Below are 13804 nucleotides of genomic sequence, written 5' to 3' on the forward strand. Positions count from 1 at the left end.
GTGTCAATGCGCGGCGGAGTTCGGCTGCCCTCTCCAACGGGCCGGGCAGGCGTTTCGCCCGGAGCAGGTGGCCGCTCAGGAGGGGCTTGCGGCGCTCATTGCCCGCTGACGGCCCGACCTACCAGGGCAGCGACAGCTTGTAGCCGCCCAACGTGGGGCCGCCTGCTCCGTCGTTCACGTTGAGCCGCCAGAAGCTCTTGCCGCTGGTGGCGCGGTCCTGGCTGCCCGGCGCGGCGAGGAAGTAGCGGGCGCTGTCCGGGCAGATGTACTCCTGCAGGATCTTGCCCGCGTAACGGTCGCAACCCTCGGTGAGCACGCAGCGCAGGTCGGTCAGCACGGAGCGGCTGTCGGCGATCCACGAATGCCCGAGCAGGTCTGTCTTCACGTCGGAGACGTCGGTGACGGACAGTCCGGGGATGCAGACCACGTTCTTGCCCAGGCGCTCGTAATCGCCGCCCTGGACCAGGGCCGAGGCCGCCAGCGCCATGTCCGAACGCGAGGCGTAGAGCACGATGCGCGCGCCCTGGCTCATGAGCTTCAGCGCGTGCTGGTCGAGGAAGATCTCGCGGTCCACGTCCGGCGCGGCCAGCACGATGTTCCGAAGCTTCTTCAAGTCGCCCCTGCCCGCCCGGGCGCACTCGTCGGCCAGCTCGGCGTAGGCGCGGATGAACACCTCGTTGCCCATGCTGTGCACCACCACGCTCACCCGGTCGATCCACTGGTCGGACAAGACGTCGGACAGAAGCTGCTTCAGGTAGTGCACGGCCCAATAGGCGTTGTTGCGGTCGGTGAGGTAGCCGGTGGGGCTGGCGGCCGAGGGCCAGCTGTACATGAGCGCCGCGCCCTGGAAGCCCACCCCGTGGCTGATGCGCGTGGCGGTCTTGGCCGCGTCCTCGAAGCTGTTGTCGAAGCCGTGGACGAAGAGCAGCACCTCGCGCCGAGGGGTGCGGGCGGCGGCGCGTTCCAGTTCGGACAGGAAACGGGCGCGGGTCATGCGGCTGGTGGACTCCAGGCCGACCTTAACGTCCATGCGGTCCGCCGCGCCGGCGCCCGTGCCGGACAGGCTCATGCGGTTCTCGCCGTAGGATGTCTCGCGCGAGCGCGTGCCGCCGTAGCGTGCGCTTTTGGTCTTGGAGCCCGCGTCGAGCACGTTGCGGCTGGTGGCGTAGAAGATGGTCGGGCGAAACCAGTTCTGGGGCTCTGCGGGCTGCGGGGGCTGCGGCAGGGTGGGCGCGAGCACGCCGACGCCCTGCGAAGGCGGCGGCAGGGTTTTGTCGGCGCAGGCCGGGAGCAGCGCCATGAGCGCCAACAGCACGACAAGGGGCAAGGGCAGGCGGCGGGTTCGGACGAAGATGCTCATGGGCTGGGGAGATACACCCGCCTGAAGCGGTCCGCAAGGGGTCGGGCGGGGGGATATTGCGTGCCCCGGCGGCCCGGGCGCGGCGACTAGAAATGGTCGGGGCGGTCGGGATTGGCTGAGAGGCGCTTGGCGGTGGCCAGGGGCTTGGCGGCGAGCTTGGCGTCGGGCTTGGCGTCGGCTTTCGCGTCGCTGGACTTGTGGTCGGCCTTGGCAAGAGGCTTGGCCGCGGGCTTGAGGTTGTCCTTGGCCTTGGCCACGGGCTTGGCCTTGGCTTTGGCGTCGGACTTGCTGTCGGGCTTGGCGTCGGCCTTGGCAAGGGGCTTGGCCGCGGGTTTGGCTTGGGGCTTGGCCTTGGCCGCGGTCTTCACGACGGGCTTGGCCTTGGACTTGGCGACGGACTTGGCGACGGACTTTGCATCGGACTTGGCGTCGGGCTTGGCGTCGGGCTTGGCGTCGGCTTTCACCTCGGCCCTGAACTCGGACTTGCCCTCGGGCTTGGCAGTCGGCCTGGCAGTGGACCGGTCGTGGTCCTTCTCGGCGCTGCCGTGCGCCCCGGCAGTCACCAGGGTCATGGCGCCCAGCCCGGCGAAAGTTGTGGCCTGGCGCAGGGTCAGCATCTGGGGCTTGCCGGACTCCACGCGGAACTTCTCCCCGGTCTTGAGCGGCCGGTTGCCGAGCACGGGCAGGAGCCTGTTCACCGGTCCGTTGCTCAGCACGTCGATCACGGAATATTCGCCAGGGGCGAGCGCCACCTCGCCGCCGGAGCCCCAGCGCACGTTCACGTGCTGGCCCTTGGCGTCCACCAGCTTGAGCCCCTGGACGTGGCGCGGTTCGACATCCACGAAGAAGCTGGCCGGGCGCGCGCCCGCGGTCTCACGCGTCACCTGGTAGCGCGCCGTGTCCTTGTCCGGTCCGGGCAGGCGGTACCTGTCGATGAAGCTCTCGGGGTCGAGGATGATCTCGTAGCCCATGTCCTGGCCGTCGTTGGACCAGGGCCGCGCGGCGTAGCCCTTGAAATTCAGCACTTCCTTCCACTTGCTGCCAAGCACCCCGTCAATGAGCAGCTGGTCGCCCACGACGGCCTTGAGCACGCCGCCGTGCTTCACCTGCACCGCCTTGCCGTTGAGCCAGCAGACGAACACCGGCGGGCCGTCGGGCAGGGGCGGCGGCATCTCTCCGGCGAAGCGCACGGTGGTGGTGGAGACCTTGCGGCCGTCCACGCGGGTTTCCAGCTCCTGGAAACGCTCCAGGGCCATGCGCGGGGTGTCCACGAGGTTCACGCCCTGGCGGTCGGAGGCGAACACCGCCACCACCTGGCCGTGGGCGTCCTTGCCCGCGCTGCCGGGGTCGACCTTGAGGGTGCCGCCTGGGGGCACGGCCAGGGCCTGGCCGTCCAGGGGCTTGCCGTTGATCTTCACGCGGTGGTCGCGCTCGTGCAGGCGCTGGATCTCGCTGGCGTCCACGTGCGGCGGAACGATCTCCACGCCGCAGTGCTTGAGCAGCACGCTGGTGGCGTAGACCTGATGCTTCACCTTCCAGCCCAGCTCGCCGATGTTCTTGCTGACCTCCACGGCCATGGCCGGGATGTTCAGGTTGGCCAGGGCGTAGAAGGTCAGCGACTTGCGCATCTCCTTGGCGTACTGGCTGTCGGGCTCGAAGGTGCGGGTGTTGAAGAGCTTGAACTTCAGGTCCTGCTCCTTCACCCCGCCGTTGATCTCCACCAGGGCCGAGTTGACCAGCCGGGCCAGGTCCAGGCGCTCGTGGGTGTTGGCGTCGATGATGATGGACTGGCCCCAGCGCGAGGGGTTGCGCAGGGGGCTCACGTACTCGGGGTCGTAGAAGCCGCTGCCCTCGTGCAGGTGGATGAAGGCGCTGGACTGCGACAGGAGGAAGCGCACCACGCGGGCCAGGCGGTCCTCGTAGAACTGGTTGTAGTCGCGGTCGAAGCGGCGGTTCATGTCCACGTTGACGGAGCGCTGGTGAGCATGGATGGAAGGCACGTTGGCCCGGGGCACCACGATGAGGTTGCCCTTGAGCACGCGGCTCTCGGCCAGGATCTGCGCGGAGAGGAAGCCGGTGGGCTCGTCGCCCTGGATGCCGCCCTGGATCATGACCGTCGGGCCGGGGGCCTCGCCCTGGATGAAGACCACGCCAAGCGGATACTGCGTGCCCTCGAAGAACACGAAGCCGCTTCTCGCGGAGGCCAGGCACCGCCCCGCGGGCAGAAGAATTATGGCCGCGAAGAGGAGGAGGCTAGTTGCCCAGTGCGTAAGTCTCGCCAAAGATGAGCTCCCCTTCGGAGGTCTTGATCTCGATGCGCAGACCCAGAGCCTCCCGGCGGGTCAGGCCTTCGGGGACAGGGGCGCTGGTGGAGATGCGTTTGAAGCGCTGGATCTGGTAGGTCAGGTCCTGGGCAGGAACGTCCAGCGGGGTGAGGCTGCCGTCGTTGCGCAGGAGCAGCAGGCGTATCTCGCCGGAGAGCGCTCCGCTGGCGCGGTTGTTCAGGTCGAAGGTGACGCTCACGGACTGCGAGCCCACCTGGCCGCGGAAGTTCTCCACGGTCATGGCCCCGGTGTTGACCTGGGCGAAGGCGCGCTGGGCGGAGGCGGGCTGGGCGGAGGCGGGCGAGGACTTTTCCGCGGCCTGGCCCTTGCCGGAGTCCTTGCCCTGGGCCTTCTGAATCTTGTCGAGGTTGCCCAGGCGCTCCAGGTTGACCTGGGCCTCCGCCAGGCTGGACTCCAGGCTGCGGCGCTCGTTCAGCAACAGGCGGTAGCCCACGAAGGAGCGCAGGCCCACGGCCAGGGCGATGGTCACCAGCAGGCCCAAGATTCCGGCTATCCAAAGCAGCAGTTTCAAACGCCTGGGGCTGACCCGGAAGGATTTCACATCCGAGCCATCGCGCATGAACAGGACGCTGAAGTTGCTGTCCTTGGTCACATCTTGCTCCAGGTTTCGCTGAGGATGACGTAGGAGTCGCCCTTGGGCGCGATGACGAGGGTCTTCAGGCCCTTGTCCGACTGCCCGGCGGAGTCTTCATAGGTCTGCACGAAGCTGACCTTGAAGCCCTTCTGGTGCATGGCCACCTCGACCTTGTCGGCGGCGATGCGCGTGGGGGTCTTGGCTGTCCACAGCGCGGCCTTGTAGTCGCGCATGGCCTTGGCGTTGCTCTGTTTGCCGTTGCTGGCGTCCTCGGCGTAATAGGCGATGTACTTGTCCACGTCCGCCGCCAGCCAGGCTTCGAGCCAGCCTTTCAGCAGGCGCTCCACGTCGGCGCGCTTGGTGGAGAGGTAGCGCGCCTCCAGCCCGGGCGAGGCCTCGGTGTACTCTCCGCCCACGATGCGCCAGGCGCCGTCCTTGTCCTTCTGCCAGTAGAAGCGCTTGCCCACGGCCGAGATCAGGTCCTGGGTGCGGTAGTACTGCTCGAAGGTGGTGACCCAGTAGTCCGGCCCCTGGATGACGCGCACGTTGTCCACCATGACATGGATCCACGGCTGGCGGCTGAAGATGCCCAGCTTGTTGTTCTTGAAGGCGGAGAAGCTCACGCCCTCGGTCTGGGCGAACTTCTCGGGCTGGAAATAGTCGAAGAAATGGTCGCTCTTCTTCTGCCAGTCGCTGGCCCAATGGCGCACGCGCTCGGCCAGCAAATGCGCGGTCTGCTCGCTTGAGCCCGCGTCCTTGGTCCAGGAGAGCTTCTTGGCTATGACCACCGGCGTGCCGAAGGGGATGTGGCCGTTCAGGGCGGAGATGTCCTGGGCAGTCAGGGCCACGCAGCCGCGCGTGTCGTTGGACACGAACTGCTTGCCCCGGCCGTGGATCCAGATGCCGTGGCCGGTCTTGCCCTTCAGGCGGTCGATGGGGTTCGGGTAGTTCAGGCTGAAGGCGTGGTCGCCGTAGAGGCCGAAGTCCAGCTTGCCCGGGACCTTCTCCTCCACGAAGTAGACGCCCTCGGGGGTGCGCATGTCGCCCTCGCGCATCTTGTCGCCCGGGGCGGAGCCGGTGGTGCAGGGCAGCTTGCGCGACACCTCGAGCGGACTCTTCTTGGTGAACATGAAGAAGGTCTGGGAGTCCTTGTCGATGGCGATCATGAGCTCCGGCACCGCCGTGTGCGAGGAGATCTGCGTGACCCAGCCGGGAGCGCCCGACGCCGCGGACGAGCCGGAAGCGGCCAGGCCGAGGCTGGGCAGAAGCGCCAGTGAGGCGAGGAGTGTTGCGATGCGTACGACTTTCAAGGCTCTTCCACGTGGTTTCGGCGTCCCGTCATATTGGTCCCGCGCGAGCGGGGACGCCCGTTTGGTTGGAAGCTAGCCCCTGGCTGCGGCCAAAAGCTCGTTGCGCGTAAAGATGGACTGCAATGTCAGACCGGCCTTGGCCAGGCGTTCCGGCCCGCCCTCCTCCCGGTTCAACACGCAGAGCACCGCCCCGACCTTGAAACCGGCGGAGCGCAAGCGCTCGGCCGAGGTGATGAGCGTGCCGCCGGTGGTGACGACATCCTCCAGCAAGGCGACGGTATCGCCCACCTGAAAATTCTTCAGACCCTCGAGGTACTGGTCCGTCCCGTGGCCCTTGGACGCCTTGCGGATGATCATGGCCGGAAGCGGACAGCCCTCCAGGTGCGAGAGCAGGCTCACCGCGGCCACCAGCGGGTCGGCGCCCAGGGTCATGCCCGCCACGCCGCGCGCGTCGGTTCCCTTGAGCATTTCAAGGAACAGCTTGCCGATGAGGTAGCCGCCCTCCGGGTGGAGCGCGGTCTGCTTGCAATCGAAATAATAATCGCTCTTACGGCCCGAGGTGAGGGTCACCTCGCCCTGAACGTAGGACAGCGCCATCAGATGACGCGCCAGCTTCGCCTTTAGATCATTCACCATTCTCTCCTGGCCTAGCCGAAGACCCGCGCCATTACAGTAGACACGTGCCGCAGGTAATAGCAGGGGTCAAACAATCTTTCAAGAGTTTCTAGACTTAAGTTTTGGCGAATCTCGGGGTCGTTCAGCACCTCGTCCCTGAACGGGCGGCGCTGGTCCCAGGAGCGCATGGCCGCGGCCTGGACCATCTCGTAGGCCTTCTGCCGGGGCAGGCCCAGGTCCAGCAGGCCCACCAGCACGCGCTGGGAGTAGAACAGGCCGAAGGAGCTGTCGAGGTTGCGCGCCATGTTCTCGGGAATCACGCGCAGGTTCTTCAGGAGCCCGGCCAGGCGGTTCAGGATGTAGTCCGCCAGGATGGTGGAGTCGGGCATGATGACGCGCTCCACGCTGGAATGGCTGATGTCGCGCTCGTGCCAGAGCGGCATGTTCTCCATGCTGGCGATGGCGTTGGTGCGCAGCAGGCGAGAGAGCCCGCAGAGGTTCTCGGCGCTGATGGGGTTCTTCTTGTGCGGCATGGCGGATGAGCCCTTCTGGCCCTTGGCGAAGCCCTCCTCCACCTCCAGCACCTCGGTGCGCTGCAGGTGCCGAAGCTCCGTGCACAGGCGCTCCACCCCGCCGCCCAGAAGCGCCAGGCTGGTGAAGTAGTGGGCGTGGCGGTCGCGCTGGACGATCTGCGTGCTCACCGGGTCGACGGCCAGGCCGAGGATCTCGCAGGCCATGGCCTCCAGCTCGGGCGAGAGGTGGGCGTAGGTGCCCACCGCGCCGGAAATCTTGCCCACGCGGATGTTCTCCACGGCGCTCGCGAAGCGCTCCTTGTGGCGGGCGAACTCCGCGTAGAAGCCGGTCATCTTGAGGCCGAAGCTGGTGGGCTCGGCGTGGATGCCGTGGGTGCGGCCCATGCACAGAAGGTCCTTGTGGGCCAGCGCCATGTCCTTCAGCACAGAGAGCACCTTGTCGATGTCGGCCAGGATCATCTTGCCCGCGCGCACCAGGAGCAGGGCGTTGGCGGTGTCGACGATGTCCGAGCTGGTGCAGCCCAGGTGGATGAACCGGGCGGCCGGGCCGACCTTCTCCTCCACCGCGGTCAGGAAGGCGATGACGTCGTGGCGGGTCTTCTCCTCGATCTCGAGGATGCGGTCCACGTCGAAGGCGGCCTTGGCGCGTATCTCGGCCAGCTCCGGCTGGGGGATGACGCCAAGCTTGGCCCAGGCCTCGCACACGGCCAGCTCCACTTCGAGCCAGGAGCCGAAACGGGCCTCCATGGTCCACAGGGCTGCCATTTCAGGGCGGGAGTAACGTTCGATCATCGGTCTCTTCCTGTTGGGTGCTTATGTTCGCGCCTGCGCGCACATGAAAAAGGCAGCCGGGGGGCTGCCTTTTTTCTCTGGTCTAGCTCGCCACCGTCGCGGGTGCCGGGGGCGCTTTCTCGGCAGGCTCGGCCTTGCCGGGACAGGCGCACGCGGCCTTGGGGGCCGGAGCGCCGCCCGCAGCCGCCGAGGCGGTCTCCGGGGGGGCGGGCCTGTCGGTGTAGCCGCTGGCATACCAGCCGCCGCCCTTGAGCACGAAGTTCGTGCTCGAGATGAGCCTGCTGGCCTGGCCGTTGCAAACCGGGCAAGGGATGTCCCGCTCCTCGTAGTCCTTCTGCCAGTCCTCGAAGATCTGCTTGCAGTCCTGGCAGCTGTACTCGTAGATGGGCATGTTTCTTCCTCCAGAGGGGGTCTGCCCGCCTGCGCGGGCCCTGAAAGGATGAGGCGGCCCGAGAGCCGCCCGCCAAACTTTGCCTATTTGCCCTTGGCCGCAGCCTTGGCCTCGCGGATGCGCTCCTTGAGACGCTCTTCGCGACGCTTGCGGCGACGATCGATTTCCTTCATGCGTTCAACTTTCTTGTGCTTGCCCATGTTTCCTCCTGGGAAATGCGCGTCTGGCGCGCCTTGGATGCGAGGGTTCCTAGCGCACATCGCGGCCCTTGTAAAGCGCCTGCGCACTCCCGCAGGCCGCCGGGTTCCACTTGACGGGCGCGGATTTGATGCCCATTATCAAGGCAGCGGCCAAGTCCGCGACAATCAATCCACTTTGAGGAGAACTTCATGGCAGGCGACCAATACGCCTCGGCGGTGGCAGACATCGCCCAGGTGTTCATGTTTGAGCAGTGGCTGCGGCATTATTTCGTTGTCGAGAAAGACGGCAAGCTGTTCATCGAGATCCCCCAGGACGACCTGACGGAGATCCACGGCAAGCTGGAGGGCCTTGGCGGCCTGGCCGACATGTTCAACAACAGCGAAATCACCTACGAGAAGTGCCAGGCCATGGTCTGCGCCTACGTCGGCGCGCGCTTCGACGGCTCCAAGTACGGCCCAGACGTTGTTGCCCGCACCCTGGACAGCAAGGCCTTCAAGATCGAGATGTACGTCTTCGGCGTGTGGCTCAAGGGGCACGAGTCCTTCCTCGATGCCGAGAAGCTGCCCTTCACCGAATGGATGGAGATGTACGAGGGCTGGAAGACCATGGACCAGGTCAAGGAATACCGCCGCAAGCTGGAGGCCGGCGGGGCCGACCCCAACACTTCTCCCAGCTCCTGCGTGCACTAAAAACACTTGCCACTGGCCCGGGGCTTGCATAAAGTACAAAATTGACAAGGACCTGTTTCGACAGGTCCTGACCTTTCATTTCACTCCAACCCGGCGAGGATGTCTGCTGTGTGTGCACTATGGGCCAAGGCTGACGACGATTCCGCGCGCAAGCGCAAGCTCGTCATGGACTTGCTGGAGGACATCCGCGACCAGCGCGCCAAGCTCAAGCTCGACTTCGAGGACAGGATCACCAGCATCAAGGACATCACGGCCACCCTGCTCGACTACGACGCCACGGGCATGACGCTTGAGGTGTCCGCCCTGAAGGGCGCCTCCGGCACCTGGATCGGCTCGGAGGTCTCCTGCTTCTTCCGCATCCGCGACCGGGAGACCAAGGGCCGCGAGCAGTTCCTGACCTTCGACGCGCGCATAAACGGCGTGGAGAAGCGTCCAAGCGGCATGGTCCACTTCATCCTGGCCCTGCCGGAAACGGTCAAGAGCGCCCAGCTTCGCCGCAGCGTGCGCGTCAGCGTGGATCAGCGCAAGGTGCCCACGCTCAAGTTCTGGCGCGAGCTGCCCTCAGGCATCATGGTTTCCGACGCCAAGCCCCTCATGGACAGCGCGACCGACGCCGCGCGCGGGCTCAAGGTGGACAATTTTTCCGCCAACGGCATGCGCCTGCTGGTGTCGAACTCCCTGATGAACTCGGTTTTGCCGGAGCAGCGCAAGGGCGAGCACTTCTCCTTCCACTTCGAGGCCGTGGCCGAGCCCGGCAGCCCGGCGGCGTCCTTCTGGGTCAACGCCGTGCTGCGCAACGTCTTCATGGACTCGCAAAAGGGCGAGACGGCGCTCGGCTTCGAGTTCATCTCCGAGGGCTTCATCGACGAATCCAGGCGTCTCGTCTGGCGGCCGCTCAAGTTCGACGAAGTCAGCGGCCTGGGCAAGTTCGTCTTCAAGTGGAATCTCGACCTGTACCGCGAGAAGGGCATCGGCGGGGCCTAGGCTCCCCGGCGCACGCGCCCCAATAGCCCCCTAGAACCCACGGATGATCGGCCTGACCTCGATGGGCGTATTGGCGTAGGGATCCGCCTGGGGCTTCTTCTTGCGCGGGGTGGTGCCCATGATGGTGTCGCCCGTCTCCTCGTCTCGGCCCAGGCGAATGCCGTCGGCATTGGGCGTGCTGATCTCGTAGTCGCGCCGGTTCTTGGCCGTGTCGATGTTCGGGAACTTCGACGGCCTGGGCTCCTCCGCCTGGGTCGTGTTGCCCGGCTGGGGCGCTGGCTGGGCCTTGGGCTTGAACTCCATGCGCACGGGCGGCGGCCCCGGCTCTGGCTCCTGGGGGGGGCTCACCGGGGCGCGCACCGCATTGGCCTGGGCCAGCGCCAGGACCGGAACGAGCAGGACAAAAGCCGCCGCCAACACGAGCCTGCCGGTTTTCTGACGCATGGTGCCTCCAGGGCTTCCGGGCCGCCAGGCCCGGGAATTAGGATTTGAATTGCGCGACGATTCAGTATATGCTTTATGCTCACAGTAACGCAACGGCCCAGGCCCGGGCCGGGCACCAAACAAAGGATCACGGAGCATGTCCACCAACCGCGCCGATGCCTACAAGGCCGCCGGGGTCAACATCGACGAGGCCAACCAGTTCGTGGAGCGCATCAAGGCCCTGGCCCAGAGCACGCACGGCAAGGGAGTGCTCTCCGGAATCGGCGGCTTCGGCGGCCTGTTCAAGCCTGACCTCAGCAACATTCATGCCCCGGTGCTCGTTTCCGGCACGGACGGCGTGGGCACCAAGCTCAAGCTGGCCTTCGCCTTCGCCGGGCACGACACCATCGGCATAGACCTGGTGGCCATGAGCGTCAACGATGTGCTGGTACAGGGCGCAAAGCCCCTGTTCTTCCTCGACTATTTCGCCACCGGCAAGCTCGACTCCGATGTCGCGGTGCGCGTTGTGGCGGGCATCGTGGAGGGCTGCAACCAGTCCAAGTGCGCGCTCCTGGGCGGAGAAACCGCCGAGATGCCCGGCTTCTACGCCGACGGCGAGTACGACCTCTCCGGCTTCTGCGTGGGCCTGGTGGACATGGACCGCATCGTGGACGGCTCCCAGGTCGGCCACGGCGACGTGATCATCGGCCTGGCCTCCACCGGCCCGCACGCCAACGGCTACTCGCTCATCCGCAAAATTTACAACGCCTCCGGCCTCAAGGGCGACGACCCGCTGCCCGGCGGCGACGGCGCCACCGTGGCCCAGGCCCTCATGGCGCCCACGCGCATCTACGTGCAGCCGGTGCTGAACGTCCTGCGCGACCTGCCTGTGAAGGGCATGTGCCACATCACCGGCGGCGGCTTCTACGACAACCTGCCGCGCGTGCTGCCCAGCAGCGTGAGCGCGCACGTGCGCTTCGGCTCCTGGCCGGTTCCGCCCGTGTTCAACTGGCTGAAGGACCAGGGCAAGCTGTCCTGGCCGGAGATGCTGCAGATCTTCAACACCGGCATCGGCTACGCGCTCATCGTCAAGAAGGACGCCGTGGACGACGTCATGGACCGCCTCCAGGCAATGGACACGCCCGCCTTCGTCATCGGCGAGATCGCGCCGCGCGTGGGCGACGAGGAACAGGTGCAGGTGATTTTCCCGGAAGCCTAGGCCGCCCGCCTGACCCCCCGCACGCCAAAAGGCCCCGGTTGCCCGGGGCCTTTTTTGTTGCGGTGAAGGGAGTCTTAAAACCCCAAATCCTCGCCCACCAGCACCACGTGGATGCGGTCCTTCACGCTGGAGCCCTCGATGACCGACCAGATGTTGCAGATCTTGGTCTCGCTCATGCACTGGTGGCAGCGGCCGTCCTCCAGGCAGGGGTTCTTCAGGCCGTAGGCCTCGGCCAGGCGGATGTTGTTGGCCGGGGCGGCCACCGTGCGCACGCGGGCGTACGCTGCCTCCAGGTCCCAGGCCACCTTGTTCATGCCCACCACCAGGATGACCTTGGCCGGGCCGAAGGTCATGGCCGCCACGCGGTTGCCCGTGCCGTCCAGGTTCACCAGCCGCCCGTCCAGGGTGATGGCGTTGGTGCTGGCCACCATGACATCGGCCAGGAGCCCCTTGCGGCGCACATCCATGGCCGCCTCCTTGCCCAGGCCCGGGGCATAGGGGTCCATGAGGGTCACGCCGGGCTTCGCCGCGATGGCGGCCCACAGGCCCAGGCCGCCCACGGACTCCGAGCCGCAGCGGATGACGCTGGCCGGGCTGGGGATGAGGGAAAGCACCTCGGCCTTCGCCTCCTCCGCCGTGGCCACATAGCTGCCCGCCATCTTGCGGCGGTTCAGGTTCTTGATGAGCTTGTCGGCCTGCTTGGCGCGGTGCGCCAGTAGGTTCCTGTCCATGCGCTTCCTCCTCAAGGTGTGCGGAATACTTGCTGAGGCGACTGTGCAGCCTGTCCCTCGCCGCGTCAACGCCGGGGCCACGCACACGGCTGACCGTCACGCAAGCAAAAGCCCCCGGCGCAAACTCTCGTCCGCGCCGGGGGCTGATTTTCGCAGGAGCCGCAGCTACATGCGCGAGCCCGCGTTGAGGCTGTCGGAGTAGGCCGTCTCGGTGTGCTCGGCCTGGTCCATGCCGGTGTTCTCGGCCTCGGCGCTGAGGCGCAGGCCCATGGTGGCGTTGATCGCCTTGAGCAGCACCCAGCTGACCACCAGGGCGTACGCGCCCACGGCCAGCACGCCGATGGCCTGCGTGGTGAACTGGGCGGCGTTGCCGTAGAACAGGCCGTCCACGCCGTTGGGGTTCACGGCCTTGGTGGCCAGCAGGCCGGCCAGCAGCGTGCCGATGAGCCCGCCCAGGCCGTGGATGCCGATGACGTCCAGGGAGTCGTCGTAGCCCAGGCGCGCCTTGGCCATGACGCCCAGGTAGCAGGCGCCTCCCGCGATGAGCCCGATGACGATGGCCGAGGGCGCGGTGACGAACCCGGCCGCCGGGGTGATGGTGGCCAGGCCCGCCACGGCGCCGGAGGCCGCGCCAAGCGTCGTGGGCTTGCCCCGGTGCCACCACTCCACGATGATCCACATGGCCATGCCGGCCATGCCGCCCATGTGCGTGGCCACAAAGGCCGTGGCCGCGACGCCGTCGGCCGCGAGCGCGCTGCCGCCGTTGAAGCCGAACCAGCCGAACCACAAGAGCCCGGTGCCGAGCAGGGTCATGGGCAGGTTGTGCGGAAAGAACTGGCGCCTGCCGTACTCGCGGCGGGGGCCGATGACGAACACCGCGGCCAGGGCCGCCACGCCGCAGGTCAGGTGCACCACCAGCCCGCCCGCGAAGTCCACCACGCCCATGAGCTTGAGCCAGCCGCCCGCGCCCCAGACCCAGTGACAGACCGGGTTGTAGACCAGCACGGCCCAGAGCAGGCTGAACACCAGAAACGGCGCGAAGCGCACGCGCTCTGCAAAGGCGCCGGTGATGAGCGCCGGGGTGATGACCGCGAACATGCACTGGTAGATCATGAACACCGAGTGCGGGATGGTGGCGGCGTAGTCGGCGTTGGGGGCGGCGCCCACGCCCGTGACCCAGGCCCAGGCCAGGTTGCCGGTGAGGCCCGCCACGTCCGGCCCGAAGCTCATGGAGTAGCCCAGGGCCACCCACTCCATGCTGATGAGGGCGATGAGGAAAAAGCTCTGCATGATGGTGCCGAGCACGTTCTTGCCGCGCACCATGCCGCCATAAAACAGGGCCAGGCCCGGCGTCATGAGCAGCACCAGCGCGGCGCTGATGAGGATGAATGCGGTGTCACCCGCCTGGACCGTGGGCGCCTGGATCATGAGGGAGTCTCCCATTGCGTGGGGCACGGTGAACAGCTCCCGGCGCAAACGCCGCCGGAAATGGAGGGATGCCGCCTGCCCCTCGTGGCGGCGGAATCTTCTTTAGCCACAATTTTGGCCCCTGAAAAGCTAAAATTAGCACTAATTCTGACAATTTTGTATTAACATCCGGACAATCACGGAAATGACACGAAATTTTCTTGTCGAAA

Annotated in this window: 13 protein-coding genes; 3 read left to right on the forward strand and 10 right to left on the reverse strand. The window is 66.4% G+C overall.

Translation table 11 applies throughout. From position 1 onward, the window contains the following. Nucleotides 1–118: 118 nt before the first annotated feature. The 7 genes from RDU24_RS05215 to RDU24_RS05245 form a co-directional block, all read right to left on the reverse strand. Nucleotides 119–1360: an alpha/beta hydrolase gene (locus tag RDU24_RS05215; RefSeq protein WP_308734684.1), complete on the reverse strand. Its 1242-nt coding sequence runs from the start codon at nt 1358–1360 to the stop codon at nt 119–121. A gap of 86 nt (nt 1361–1446) precedes the next feature. Beyond that, complete coding sequence (locus RDU24_RS05220; RefSeq protein WP_308734685.1) at nt 1447–3642, reverse strand: M99 family carboxypeptidase catalytic domain-containing protein; 2196 nt, start codon at nt 3640–3642, stop codon at nt 1447–1449. Next, entirely contained in the window at nt 3614–4297 is a 684-nt protein-coding gene (locus RDU24_RS05225; protein ID WP_308734686.1) for a hypothetical protein, read from the reverse strand. The genes RDU24_RS05220 and RDU24_RS05225 overlap by 29 nt, the downstream gene beginning before the upstream one ends. Next, complete coding sequence (locus RDU24_RS05230; RefSeq protein ID WP_308734687.1) at nt 4294–5589, reverse strand: L,D-transpeptidase family protein; 1296 nt, start codon at nt 5587–5589, stop codon at nt 4294–4296. The genes RDU24_RS05225 and RDU24_RS05230 overlap by 4 nt, the downstream gene beginning before the upstream one ends. A 72-nt stretch (nt 5590–5661) precedes the next feature. Further along, a complete protein-coding gene (gene pyrE, locus RDU24_RS05235; protein WP_308734688.1) occupies nt 5662–6222 on the reverse strand; it encodes an orotate phosphoribosyltransferase in 561 nt (186 codons plus the stop codon). A 14-nt stretch (nt 6223–6236) separates the two neighbouring features. Next, nucleotides 6237–7529, reverse strand: a complete 1293-nt coding sequence (purB, locus tag RDU24_RS05240) for an adenylosuccinate lyase (RefSeq protein WP_308734689.1) — start codon at nt 7527–7529, stop codon at nt 6237–6239. An 82-nt stretch (nt 7530–7611) separates the two neighbouring features. After that, complete coding sequence (locus RDU24_RS05245; protein ID WP_308734690.1) at nt 7612–7920, reverse strand: FmdB family zinc ribbon protein; 309 nt, start codon at nt 7918–7920, stop codon at nt 7612–7614. Between the two features lie 389 nt (nt 7921–8309). Here RDU24_RS05245 and RDU24_RS05250 point away from each other — a divergent pair, with 389 nt between their 5' ends. Together RDU24_RS05250 and RDU24_RS05255 are read left to right on the forward strand one after the other, a co-directional pair. Continuing rightward, nucleotides 8310–8810: a hypothetical protein gene (locus tag RDU24_RS05250; protein WP_308734691.1), complete on the forward strand. Its 501-nt coding sequence runs from the start codon at nt 8310–8312 to the stop codon at nt 8808–8810. A gap of 108 nt (nt 8811–8918) precedes the next feature. Next, a complete protein-coding gene (locus tag RDU24_RS05255) occupies nt 8919–9794 on the forward strand; it encodes a hypothetical protein (RefSeq protein ID WP_308734692.1) in 876 nt (291 codons plus the stop codon). Nucleotides 9795–9824: 30 nt separating this feature from the next. Here RDU24_RS05255 and RDU24_RS05260 read toward each other — a convergent pair whose 3' ends face one another. Next, nucleotides 9825–10238 (reverse strand): hypothetical protein, encoded by a 414-nt coding sequence (locus RDU24_RS05260; protein ID WP_308734693.1) that lies wholly within the window; start codon nt 10236–10238, stop codon nt 9825–9827. A 136-nt stretch (nt 10239–10374) separates the two neighbouring features. Between RDU24_RS05260 and purM the strand changes: the two genes are divergently transcribed. After that, entirely contained in the window at nt 10375–11436 is a 1062-nt protein-coding gene (purM, locus tag RDU24_RS05265; protein ID WP_308734694.1) for a phosphoribosylformylglycinamidine cyclo-ligase, read from the forward strand. A gap of 74 nt (nt 11437–11510) precedes the next feature. On the opposite strand, the gene RDU24_RS05270 is transcribed toward purM, so the two are convergent. Together RDU24_RS05270 and RDU24_RS05275 are read right to left on the reverse strand one after the other, a co-directional pair. Continuing rightward, a complete protein-coding gene (locus RDU24_RS05270) occupies nt 11511–12167 on the reverse strand; it encodes a lactate utilization protein (RefSeq protein WP_308734695.1) in 657 nt (218 codons plus the stop codon). A gap of 165 nt (nt 12168–12332) precedes the next feature. Continuing rightward, on the reverse strand, nt 12333–13595 hold the full coding sequence (locus tag RDU24_RS05275) for an ammonium transporter (protein ID WP_308734774.1): 1263 nt from the start codon (nt 13593–13595) through the stop codon (nt 12333–12335). Nucleotides 13596–13804 lie beyond the last annotated feature (209 nt).

Source organism: Humidesulfovibrio sp., from assembly GCF_031082295.1.
Classification (GTDB): Bacteria; Desulfobacterota; Desulfovibrionia; order Desulfovibrionales; family Desulfovibrionaceae; genus Humidesulfovibrio.

Bases quoted from the DNA above. Each gene is read 5' to 3' on its own strand.
- RDU24_RS05215 (WP_308734684.1), bottom strand. From the start codon at position 1,360: ATGAGCATCTTCGTCCGAACCCGCCGCCTGCCCTTGCCCCTTGTCGTG.
- purB (WP_308734689.1), bottom strand. From the start codon at position 7,529: ATGATCGAACGTTACTCCCGCCCTGAAATGGCAGCCCTGTGGACCATG.
- RDU24_RS05245 (WP_308734690.1), bottom strand. From the start codon at position 7,920: ATGCCCATCTACGAGTACAGCTGCCAGGACTGCAAGCAGATCTTCGAG.
- RDU24_RS05250 (WP_308734691.1), top strand. From the start codon at position 8,310: ATGGCAGGCGACCAATACGCCTCGGCGGTGGCAGACATCGCCCAGGTG.
- RDU24_RS05260 (WP_308734693.1), bottom strand. From the start codon at position 10,238: ATGCGTCAGAAAACCGGCAGGCTCGTGTTGGCGGCGGCTTTTGTCCTG.
- purM (WP_308734694.1), top strand. From the start codon at position 10,375: ATGTCCACCAACCGCGCCGATGCCTACAAGGCCGCCGGGGTCAACATC.
- RDU24_RS05270 (WP_308734695.1), bottom strand. From the start codon at position 12,167: ATGGACAGGAACCTACTGGCGCACCGCGCCAAGCAGGCCGACAAGCTC.
- RDU24_RS05275 (WP_308734774.1), bottom strand. From the start codon at position 13,595: ATGATCCAGGCGCCCACGGTCCAGGCGGGTGACACCGCATTCATCCTC.